Below are 10,131 nucleotides of genomic sequence, written 5' to 3' on the forward strand. Positions count from 1 at the left end.
CCCATCGGTCATGCCCTTCGCCACGTCCGCCTCAGCTCCCCGCTTCGACGGAAAAGAAGGTATAGGACAGCGTGATCACGTTGACCCCCTTCGCGTCGCGATCGTCGGCGAAGGCCGGATCCACGTAGTAGAGCACCGTGACCTCGCGGGTCTCATTGGGGCCGAGCGGCTGCTGATCGAAGCAGAAGCAGTCCACCTTGGTGAAGTAGCCGCCGCCCTGGAACGGCGTCACGTTGTAGACGGCGGCGCCCAAGGTGGCCTTGCCGGTGGTGTTGGTGATCCGGTACTTCGCCTCGGTCAGCTCGCCGACGTGGACGGTCTGCTCGCGCTGTTCCGGGGTGAAGGTCCACGGCAGGTCGTTCGCCACGTTGGCGTCGAAGCGGATCTTCACCTTGCGCTCGCCCACCTTGATGCCGGGCAGGGCCTCCACCTTGGCGATGGAGGGCGTGCCGTCGAACCCGGTCACGCTGCAGAAGATGCTGTAGAGCGGCACCGCGGCGAAGGCGGCGCCCACCATGACGGCGACGAAGCCGGCGCAGGCGAGGGCGATGCGGCCGTGGCGGCGATCCTTGGCCTCGCCGCTCATTGGGGCACCGGCGCCGCGTTGTTCGCCATCTGCAGGATGGTGATGACGTAGAAGATCACCACGAGCCCGCCGAGGACCAGCGCGATGGCGATGGAGCGGCCGCGCTGACGGCGCTTGCGCTCCCGCTCGATCGCGGGGTGGGGCACGTCGGCCGGTCCGTCGCCGGACGCGGGGCCGTGCGGATCGGAGGCCGCCATCACCACAGGAGCCCGGCGACCGCGTGATCGGCGATCAGCGCGCCGAAGAGGGCGAAGAGGTAGACGATCGACACGGCGAAGAGGCGCGTCGCCGCCCGCCGCTCGCCGGCCTCGTCGGCGCTGCGCAGCACCAGCGCGCGCGTCACCATCCAGGCGCCGAGCCCGGCCGCCACCACCGCGTAGAACGGGCTCGCGAAGCCGAAGAGCGTGGGCAGCACGCCCGACACGGCGGTGAGCACGGCGTAGATCAGGATCTGGCGCCGCGTCTCGGTCCGGCTCGCCACCACCGGCAGCATCGGGATGCCGGCGCGGGCGTAGTCGTCTTTCTTCAGAATGGCGAGGGCCCAGAAGTGGGCGGGCGTCCAGAGGAAGATGATGGCGAAGAGGATCACCGGTGCCCAGGTGACGTCGCCGGTGACGGCGGCCCATCCGACCACCGGCGGCAGCGCGCCGGCGGCGCCGCCGATGACAATGTTCTGCGGCGTGCGGCGCTTCAGATAGAGGGTGTAGACGCCGACATAGAAGAGGATGGTGATGGCGAGGAGCGTCGCCGCCAGCCAGTTGGAGGTCATGCCGAGGAGGAGCACCGAGCCCGCCGACAGCATGGTGCCGAAGCCGAGCGCCGCTTCGCGCGACACGCGGCCGGCCGGCACGGGGCGCTTGGCGGTGCGCGTCATCACGGCGTCGATGTCGGCGTCGTAGCCCATGTTGAGGGCGCCCGACGCGCCGGCGCCCACCGCGATGGCGAGCAGCGAGATGGCGGCCAGCACCGGGTGCAGCGTGCCCGGCGCGAGGTACATGCCGGTCAACGCCGTGAACACCACGAGCGACATGACGCGCGGCTTCAACAGATCGAAGAAGTCGCGCGGGGTCGCCTCCATCACCAGAGCGGCGGCGTCGGTGTCCCGGATCGACATTCGTTCGTTATCCCTTCGCTCTTCCGGCGCGCCGGCGGGCGGCGATCACCGGGAAACTCTCGGAGCGGGACGCCGGACGTCCGGCACCCATGCTCGCTTGGAAACGGGCCGACGTCCCCAGGCCGTGGGGACGCCGGTATCGGCAGCGGTGCGGCGCCGCGCTCCGGCGGCGCCGCAGATGCCTCACTTCACGCGCGGCAGCGTCTCGAACTGGTGGTAGGGCGGCGGCGAGGAGAGAGTCCACTCCAGCGTCGTCGCACCCTCGCCCCACGGATTGTCCGCCGCCTTCTTCTTCTTCACGATCGAGTCGACGATGCCCCACACGAAGATCATCATCGCCACCACCGTGATGTAGGAGCCGATGGAGGACACGAAGTTCCACCCGGCGAAGGCGTCCGGATAGTCCGCATAGCGGCGCGGCATGCCCTGCAGGCCCAGGAAGTGGTGCGGGAAGAAGATCAGGTTCACGCCCACGAACATGACCCAGAAGTGCAGCTTGCCGATGAAGTCGGAGTACATCAGGCCAAACATCTTCGGGTACCAGTAGTACCACCCCGCGAAGATCGCGAACACGGCGCCCATCGACAGCACGTAGTGGAAGTGGGCGATCACGTAGTAGGTGTCGTGGAAGGAGCGGTCGAGACCGGCGTTGGCGAGCTGGATGCCCGTCACGCCGCCGAGGGTGAACAGGAAGATGAACCCGATCGCCCACAGCATCGGCGTGCGGACGACGATCGACCCGCCCCACATCGTCGCGATCCACGAGAAGATCTTGATGCCCGTCGGCACCGCGATCACCAGGGTGGCGAAGGTGAAGTAGGCCTGCGTGTCGGGCGAGAGGCCGATCGTGTACATGTGGTGCGCCCACACGACGAAGCCGACGACGCCGATCGCCACCATGGCGTAGGCCATGCCGAGATAGCCGAACACGGGCTTCTTCGAGAAGGTCGACACGATGTGGCTGATGATGCCGAACCCCGGCAGGATCAGGATGTACACCTCGGGGTGGCCGAAGAACCAGAAGAGGTGCGCGTAGAGGATCGGATCACCACCGCCGGCGGGATTGAAGAAGGTGGTGCCGAAGTTGCGGTCGGTCAGCAGCATCGTGATCGCGCCGGCGAGCACCGGGAGCGACAGGAGCAGCAGGAACGCCGTCACGAGCACCGCCCAGGCGAACAGCGGCATCTTGTGCAGCGTCATGCCCGGCGCGCGCATGTTCAAGATGGTGGTGATGAAGTTGATGGCGCCGAGGATCGACGAGGCACCGGCGATGTGCAGCGCCAGGATGCCGAAGTCGAGCGCCGGCCCGGGGCTGCCGGTGGTGGAGAGCGGCGGATAGATGGTCCAGCCACCGCCGAAGCCGTGGCTGCCCGGCGCGCTCGGCATGAACAGCGAGATCACCAAGAGCAGGAACGAGAACGGCAGCAGCCAGAAGGAGATGTTGTTCATGCGCGGGAACGCCATGTCCGGCGCGCCGATCATGATCGGGACGAACCAGTTGCCGAAGCCGCCGATCATCGCCGGCATCACCATGAAGAAGATCATGATGAGGCCGTGGCTCGTGGTGAACACGTTGAAGAGGTGCGCGTTGGAGAAGATCTGCATGCCGGGCTCTTGCAGCTCCATCCGCATCACCACGGACAGGGCCCCGCCCACGAAGCCGGCAAAGATCGAGAACATCAGGTACATGGTCCCGATGTCCTTGTGGTTTGTGGAATAGACCCACCGTTTCCATCCCGTCGGATGGTCGTGTGCGTGGTCCGCTACCGCGTCCGCCATCACCGTCTCCGTTTCTCACATTCCGCCGGAGCCACCACTCCGGACATCTTCGGCCGGGTGCGCTGGCCGGGTCATCCGGCCGGAGCCCGCACCCCGGTCAACCCATCGCGGAGCCGCCACCGGCTCCGCCGCCATCTCGTTCCGGGACGGTCTCGGACCGCCCTCTGGCCGCCGATCGCGAGGCCGACCCCCGCGCCGCCGACCGGACTACGTGTTGGTCAGCGCCGCGACCGCCTGCTCGCGGTCCTCGGCCTGCCACTGCAGCAGCTGCGCCGTCGCGTCGTCGAGATCCTCGCGCGCCATACCGGCCCACGTGTCGAAGCGGTCCTGTGTGAGGACGTGCACCTCGATGGGCATGAAGGCGTGCGACCGGCCGCACAGCTCGGAGCACTGGCCGTAGTAGACGCCCGGCGCCTTCGCCTCGAACCAGGTGTCGTTGAGGCGCCCCTGGATCGCGTCCACCTTCACACCGAAGGCCGGCACCGCGAAGGAATGGTTCACGTCGGTCGACGTCGTCAGCACGTGTACCACGGAATTCACCGGCACCACGAGGGGGTAGTCCACCGCGAGCAGGCGCGGGACCTCGTGGTCGGTCAACCCGTACTGCTGCTGACGCTCGGCGCGCTGATCGTCGTCCAGCATGTAGGAGAGGATCTTGGGCAGGTCGGCCTGCGCCTCGTCGGTATATTCGTAGTTCCAGTACCACTGGCCGGCCGAGGCCTTCACCGTGATGTCCGGATCGGGGATCGTCGTCTCGCTGAAGAGCAGGCGGAAGGACGGGAAGGCGATCGCCACCAGGACCAGCACCGGCACGATGGTCCAGACGACCTCGATCATGGTGTTGTGGGCGTTGGTGCTCGGCGTCGGGTTCCGCTTGGCGCCGAACTTCACGATCACCAGCACCAGGAGGGCGAGCACGAACAGCGTGATGACCGTGATGATCACCAGCGTGTAGTGCTCGAACCACGTGATCTGGGCCATGATGTCGGTGGCCGCTTCTTGGAAGCTCGTGCCCCACGGCTCAGGCTGCGCCGCCAGCGCGCCCGTCAGCCCGGCGACCATGCCCACCAGCATCGTCACCGCGGCAAGCCCACCCCTTGCGAGCGCTCGTGTCATCCCTAGCCTCATCCTCTCCCACCGCACGCGCGCCGTGCAGTTTGGTATCACAAGAATTTCGGTACGTACTGAACCTAGCGACAAGCCGCGCCGACGTCCATCAGCCTCTCGACCGCGCTCGCCAGCACACCGCCGCACACTTATCCCTTACCGTCGTCGCACCAGCATTGCCACAGGCCGTGCCGATCCGCTGCGACAGGCCCGCAACACACCGTCGCGAAAGCCAGCTTCGGGCAAGCTTCGCACCGGGCCGCCCCGACCCCCTCACCGCGACGGAAGGAACGACAAACCAGACTTAGACGATTTCGAAATTACCTGTCACGCGTCCTGTTGCACCAACGTCGTGGACCTCGCCGCAAGAGCCTGACCATGCCCGCGAACGTGTGCTAGGGGATGAGGCGACGCTGAAGGATGTCCTCTATGTCGCGTATCGTGTTCCTCATCACCGCCGTCCTGGCGCTCCTTGCCGGCGTGCTGGGCTCGACCGGCGATGCCGCGGCCCAAGGCCGCATCGCCGCCCGCCACGGCGATTGGCAAATCCGATGCGAGCGCCCCGTCGGTGCTCCTTCCGAACAGTGCGCCCTCGTCCAGAATGTCGAGGCGCAGGACCGGGCCAACGTGGGCCTCACCGTCATCTTCCTGCGCACCGCCGACCGGCAGGCCCGGATCCTGCGCGTGCTCGCCCCGCTCGGCGTGCTGCTGCCCTCCGGCCTCGGCCTCTCCATCGACAACAACGAGGTCGGCCTCGCGGGCTTCGTGCGCTGCCTGCCGGAAGGGTGCATCGCCGAGGTGGAGCTCGACGACGGCCTCATCGAGCGCTTCGAGGCCGGCAACACCGCGACCTTCGTGATCTTCCAGACGCCGGAAGAGGGGATCGGCATCCCGATCTCGCTGAACGGCTTCACCAGCGGCTTCGCCGCCCTCGACAATCCGCCGCCGCCGAGCGCCGCGGTGGACGACGACGCGCCCACCGGCCCCGTGGCGACCGCCACCGAGGTGGTCGACCGGCCGGCGACCCCCATCGAGCCCAGCTCCTTCACGCTGCCGCCGGACGACCGCACCGACCTCGACCGCCTGCTCGAGGACGACCTCTTCCCGATCGTCGCCGGCGCCGTCGCCATCTTCGTCATCATGATCGTCGGCGCGATCACCCTCATCGTGCGGGCCGGACGCCGCCGCAAGCGCCGCCGCGACAGCGACGACGGCTACGACGACGAGGACGATGAGGACGACGACCTCGACGAGCTGGAGGCGCTCGACGATGACGACGAGGAGGACGAGGATCTGACCGCGCCGCGCCGCCTGACCGGAGCGCACCGCCGGCAGCCGCGCCTTGCGCCGCCCTCCCCCGAACGCCACCTACCGGACGATGAGGACGAGGACGTGCCGCCCCGGCGCGAGCCCGCGCGCAACGGGCCCCGCCGGCGGCCCGACCGTCCCGATCGTCCCGGTCCGCGGCCGGGTCGGATGCCCACTGCTCAGCGCCCCCGCCCCTCCCGCGGCGACTAGGAGGACGCCGAGACCGTCCGCGCCCGGGCCGCAGCCACAAGGAGTAGACGAATGAGCGACGACCTCTTCGAACGGCACGGTCTCGACATCGCCCGCGCCGGCGCTCTCGTCGACGAGGCGCTGACGGGCGCCGACGACGGCGAGCTGTTCCTGGAGCACCGCACCTCCGAGAGCCTGGTGTTCGACGACGGGCGCATGAAGTCGGCCGCCTTCGACGTGTCGGACGGTTTCGGCCTGCGCGCCGTGGCGGGCGAGGCGGTCGCCGTCGCCCACTCCTCGGACGTGACCGAGGACGCCCTGTCGCGGGCGGTCGCCTCGGTGGGCGTCGTCGGCCACAACCGGGCCGGCACCCTCGACGTCGCCCCCGCCGGCACCAACCGCCGTCTCTATGCCGACCTCGACCCCATCGCCGCCCCCGACTTCGTCGACAAGGCGGCGCTGCTCGCCACTGTCGACGCCTATGCCCGCGCCAAGGACGCGCGCGTGCGCCAGGTGTCGGTGTCGCTCACGGCCGAGCGGCAGGTGGTGAACATCCTGCGGGCCGGTGGCCACCGCCTCGCCGACGTGCGGCCGCTGGTGCGCTTCACCGTCACCATCATGGTGGGCGAGGGCGACCGGCAGGAGACCGGCACCTACGGCTGCGGTGGGCGCGAGCCCTTCGCCCGCTTCCTCGCCGACGGTCACTGGCAGCGCGGCGTCGACGAGGCGCTGCGCCGCGCCCTCGTGAACCTCGAGGCGGTGCCCGCCCCCGCCGGTACCTTCGACGTGGTGCTCGGCCCCGGCTGGCCGGGCATCCTCCTCCACGAAGCGGTGGGCCACGGCCTCGAGGGCGACTTCAACCGCCGCAAGACCAGCGCCTTCGCCGGCCTCATGGGCGAGAAGGTCGCCGCCTCGGGCGTGACGGTGGTCGACGACGGCACCCATCCCGACCGCCGCGGCTCGCTCACCATCGACGACGAGGGCACTCCCTCCCACGAGACGGTGCTGATCGAGGACGGCCGCCTGGTGGGCTACATGCAGGATCGCCAGAACGCCCGGCTGATGGGAATGCTCCCCACCGGCAACGGGCGACGCCAGTCCTACGCCCACACCATCATGCCGCGCATGACGAACACCATCATGCGCTCCGGCGACCACGACCCGGAGGAGATCCGCGCCGGCGTGAAGGACGGCCTCTACATGGTCTCCTTCGGCGGCGGCCAGGTCGACATCACCTCCGGCAAGTTCGTGTTCTCATGCACCGAGGGCTACCGGATTCGCGACGGCAAGATCGCCGAGCCGGTGAAGGGCGCCATGCTGATCGGCAACGGGCCGGACGCCCTCACCCGCATCACCGCCGTCGGCAACGACATGGCGCTCGACGACGGCATCGGCACCTGCGGCAAGGCGGGCCAGTGGGTGCCCGTCGGCGTCGGTCAGCCGACCATCCGCATCAATGAGATGACGGTGGGCGGCACCGAAACCTGAGGGGGGGACCCGAGGGCGGGGGCGCCCGTCACCCAACCGGAGCGGGCTTCAAACACGTGTCATGCGGAAGCCCTAGGGACGGCGCACACGCAACCCTCCCGAAGAGTCCGCCATGACTGTTCCCGTGCGCTGCCCCGTCGTCGTCGCCGTCCTCGTACTGGCGGCGGCCCCCGCCTGCGCCGAGTCCATCGGTGCGCTCGAGCTCGTCGGCCAGACCACCGTTCCGTTCGCCGAGGCCTTCGAGGGCGCGCCGGTGGTGGGCATCTCCGGCCTCACCGCCGCCGCCGAGCCCGGCCGCTTCTACGGCGTCTCCGACGACACCGACGATTCCCTCTTCTACGTCCTCGACATCGACCTCGGCGAGGACGGCACCAGCCCGCGCCTCAGCTGGGTCGAGCGCCGCCGCTTCCAGAACCCCACCGCGGACGACGGCCGCTTCGCCCCCGGCAGCCTCGATCCGGAGGCGATCGCCTACAACCCGAACACCGACACGCTGCTCTGGGTCTCCGAAAGCCGCGGCGGCACCGGCACCCCCGTGTTCATGCACGAGACCACCACCGACGGCGCCTTCGTCCGCGAGATCGCCATCGACGACAAGTTCGACCACACGCTGAACCAGCGCGCCGACGGCAGCCTCACCCAGGGCATCTTCGGCTCGGCGGGCTTCGAGTCGCTCACCTTCGCACCCGATTTCCGAAGCTTCTTCGTCGCCCCCGAGGACACGCTGGTGCAGGACGGGACCGCCTCGAAGTCCGGCAACGGCGCCATCGGCCACGCCCGCATCGTGCAATATGCCGAGACCGACGGCACAGAAGGCACCTGGGCCCCGGCGCACGAGTACGTCTACGTGGTCTCCGCGCGCGAGGACACGACGTCGGGCAACGGTGCCAACTCGCTCGTCGACCTCCTCGCCGTCGACGACACCACCCTCCTCGCCCTCGAGCGCGAATGGCCGGACACGCCCGGCACCAACCCGCCGAGCCGCAACATCAAGATCTTCGAGATCGACCTCTCCGGCGCGACCGACGTGATCGGCGCGGCCTCGCTCGAGGGCGCCGAGTTCGACCCCGTCGCCAAGCGCCTGGTGCTCGACCTCGACGATCTCGTCGGCCCGGACAACGGCGTCGACGGCGTCCTCAGCTACGAGGCGCTGATCTTCGGCCCCACCCTCGCGGACGGACGCGGCAGCCTGATCATGCTCAACGACAACGACGGTGAGCGCGACAACCAGCTCCTCGTCTTCGCGATCGAGCCGGCCGCGGCGAACTGACCGGCGCCCGCGCGGCTGTCGCCGGCACATTTGCTCGCGACAGCCGTCCATGGGATGGTAAAGGGGCTGGGTGGGGCCGCCGTCCGGCCCCTTTCCGCTTTCCCGATCGACGAGAGGCCGCCGTTGACCACCGAACTGCGCGAGGATCTCGCCGCCGCCTTCCGCACCGCGGCCGCGATGGATCTCAACGAAGGCATCTGCAATCACTTCTCCGTCGTGGTGCCGGGGGACGATGAGCGCTACCTCATCAACCCCTACGGCATCCACTGGTCGGAGATGCGGCCCGACCATCTGCTGCTGATCGACGGTGACGGTCAGGTGGTCGAGGGCGACGGCGTGGTGGAGGCGACCGCCCGCTTCATCCACGTCGCGGCGCATCGCGCCAATCCGCGGCACGCCGCCGTGCTCCACACCCACATGCCCCACTGCACGGCGCTGACGATGGTCGAGGGCGGCCGGCTCGAGATGGCGCATCAGACCGCCTGCCGCTTCCACGACCGGATCGCCTACGTGGAAGAGTTCGGCGGCCTGGCGCTCGACGAGTCGGAGGGCGCCTCCATCGCCACCACCGCCCGCAACGACGCTCACATCGACGTGTTCTTCCTCGCCCACCATGGGGTGACGGTATGCGGCGCCACCGTGGCCGAGGCGTTCGACGATCTCTATTATCTCGAGCGCGCCGCCCGCCAGCAGGTGCTCGCCCAGTCGACGGGGCTCCCCCTCAAGATCATTCCGGAGGCCCAAGTGGACCATACAGCCCGACAGATGCGTCAGGTCATGAAGGTGCAGGCGGAAGAGCATTTCGCCGTGCTCAAGCGCCTCAACCCCGCCCCGGCCGCGGCATGAACCGGCACGAGATGGCAGGCCGGCCGGGCGCCGAGGCGAAGGTGCGCTACCTCGACGGGGATTTTCAGGTGCTGAGCCCCGGCACCTTCGTGCGCTGCGCCGTCACAGGGCGCCCGATCCCGCTGTCCGAGCTGCGCTACTGGAGCGTCGACGACCAGGAAGCCTACGTCGACGCCGAGGCGGCCAATCAGGCGTTCAACGCCCGTCACAAGCACGACTGAGCCGCGGCACGCTCGTATCGCCGCCGCGGCCGGGCGGAGCCGCGCCCATCGCAGCGCACCCCAGAGCCCGTTCGGGAAAAATGGAGCCGGTTTTCCGCTCGGAACGCGCGCAGATAAGAAAGCTGGAGACGGTTCGGTGAACGCGGGTTCATTGACCCGGCTCTAGCGGCGGGCGGCTACCTCTTTGTCGCAGTCGCCCTGCCACACCGCCAGCACGCGGGCG

General features: G+C 68.9%; 10 protein-coding genes. 5 read left to right on the forward strand and 5 right to left on the reverse strand.

All coding sequences use genetic code 11. The features are described from left to right. Positions 1–31 precede the first annotated feature (31 nt). The 5 genes from JCR33_RS18360 to coxB all read right to left on the reverse strand — a co-directional run bounded on the left by JCR33_RS18360 (position 32) and on the right by coxB (position 4,595). Positions 32–586: a cytochrome c oxidase assembly protein gene (locus tag JCR33_RS18360; protein WP_198883582.1), complete on the reverse strand. Its 555-nt coding sequence runs from the start codon at positions 584–586 to the stop codon at positions 32–34. Next, a complete protein-coding gene (locus tag JCR33_RS25545) occupies positions 583–783 on the reverse strand; it encodes a hypothetical protein (protein ID WP_198883591.1) in 201 nt (66 codons plus the stop codon). The genes JCR33_RS18360 and JCR33_RS25545 overlap by 4 nt, the downstream gene beginning before the upstream one ends. Beyond that, positions 783–1,700 (reverse strand): heme o synthase, encoded by a 918-nt coding sequence (locus JCR33_RS18370; protein WP_198883583.1) that lies wholly within the window; start codon positions 1,698–1,700, stop codon positions 783–785. Before JCR33_RS18370 ends, JCR33_RS25545 begins: the two co-directional genes overlap by 1 nt. Positions 1,701–1,883: 183 nt before the next feature. After that, entirely contained in the window at positions 1,884–3,479 is a 1,596-nt protein-coding gene (ctaD, locus tag JCR33_RS18375; protein ID WP_198883584.1) for a cytochrome c oxidase subunit I, read from the reverse strand. A 207-nt stretch (positions 3,480–3,686) separates the two neighbouring features. Continuing rightward, positions 3,687–4,595, reverse strand: coding sequence for a cytochrome c oxidase subunit II (gene coxB / locus JCR33_RS18380; protein WP_198883585.1), 909 nt, complete (start codon positions 4,593–4,595; stop codon positions 3,687–3,689). A 420-nt stretch (positions 4,596–5,015) separates the two neighbouring features. Between coxB and JCR33_RS25665 the strand changes: the two genes are divergently transcribed. The 5 genes from JCR33_RS25665 to JCR33_RS18405 all read left to right on the forward strand — a co-directional run bounded on the left by JCR33_RS25665 (position 5,016) and on the right by JCR33_RS18405 (position 9,908). Next, positions 5,016–6,104, forward strand: coding sequence for an invasion associated locus B family protein (locus tag JCR33_RS25665; protein WP_198883586.1), 1,089 nt, complete (start codon positions 5,016–5,018; stop codon positions 6,102–6,104). A gap of 51 nt (positions 6,105–6,155) precedes the next feature. Further along, positions 6,156–7,571 (forward strand): TldD/PmbA family protein, encoded by a 1,416-nt coding sequence (locus JCR33_RS18390; protein ID WP_198883587.1) that lies wholly within the window; start codon positions 6,156–6,158, stop codon positions 7,569–7,571. 112 nt (positions 7,572–7,683) lie between these two features. Beyond that, positions 7,684–8,841: an esterase-like activity of phytase family protein gene (locus JCR33_RS18395; RefSeq protein ID WP_198883588.1), complete on the forward strand. Its 1,158-nt coding sequence runs from the start codon at positions 7,684–7,686 to the stop codon at positions 8,839–8,841. A gap of 123 nt (positions 8,842–8,964) precedes the next feature. Then, a complete protein-coding gene (locus tag JCR33_RS18400; protein WP_211110405.1) occupies positions 8,965–9,687 on the forward strand; it encodes an aldolase in 723 nt (240 codons plus the stop codon). Further along, a complete protein-coding gene (locus JCR33_RS18405) occupies positions 9,684–9,908 on the forward strand; it encodes a DUF2093 domain-containing protein (RefSeq protein WP_198883590.1) in 225 nt (74 codons plus the stop codon). Before JCR33_RS18400 ends, JCR33_RS18405 begins: the two co-directional genes overlap by 4 nt. The last annotated feature ends 223 nt before the right edge of the window (positions 9,909–10,131 follow it).

This window comes from Acuticoccus mangrovi (assembly GCF_016411865.1).
GTDB classification, from domain to species: Bacteria; Pseudomonadota; Alphaproteobacteria; order Rhizobiales; family Amorphaceae; genus Acuticoccus; species Acuticoccus mangrovi.

What these genes read in the sequence shown, in the direction of transcription:
- coxB (WP_198883585.1), bottom strand. Translation starts at nt 4,595, where the DNA reads ATGACACGAGCGCTCGCAAGGGGTGGGCTTGCCGCGGTGACGATGCTG.
- JCR33_RS18395 (WP_198883588.1), top strand. Translation starts at nt 7,684, where the DNA reads ATGACTGTTCCCGTGCGCTGCCCCGTCGTCGTCGCCGTCCTCGTACTG.
- ctaD (WP_198883584.1), bottom strand. Translation starts at nt 3,479, where the DNA reads ATGGCGGACGCGGTAGCGGACCACGCACACGACCATCCGACGGGATGG.
- JCR33_RS18360 (WP_198883582.1), bottom strand. Translation starts at nt 586, where the DNA reads ATGAGCGGCGAGGCCAAGGATCGCCGCCACGGCCGCATCGCCCTCGCC.
- JCR33_RS25545 (WP_198883591.1), bottom strand. Translation starts at nt 783, where the DNA reads ATGGCGGCCTCCGATCCGCACGGCCCCGCGTCCGGCGACGGACCGGCC.
- JCR33_RS25665 (WP_198883586.1), top strand. Translation starts at nt 5,016, where the DNA reads ATGTCGCGTATCGTGTTCCTCATCACCGCCGTCCTGGCGCTCCTTGCC.
- JCR33_RS18370 (WP_198883583.1), bottom strand. Translation starts at nt 1,700, where the DNA reads ATGTCGATCCGGGACACCGACGCCGCCGCTCTGGTGATGGAGGCGACC.
- JCR33_RS18390 (WP_198883587.1), top strand. Translation starts at nt 6,156, where the DNA reads ATGAGCGACGACCTCTTCGAACGGCACGGTCTCGACATCGCCCGCGCC.
- JCR33_RS18405 (WP_198883590.1), top strand. Translation starts at nt 9,684, where the DNA reads ATGAACCGGCACGAGATGGCAGGCCGGCCGGGCGCCGAGGCGAAGGTG.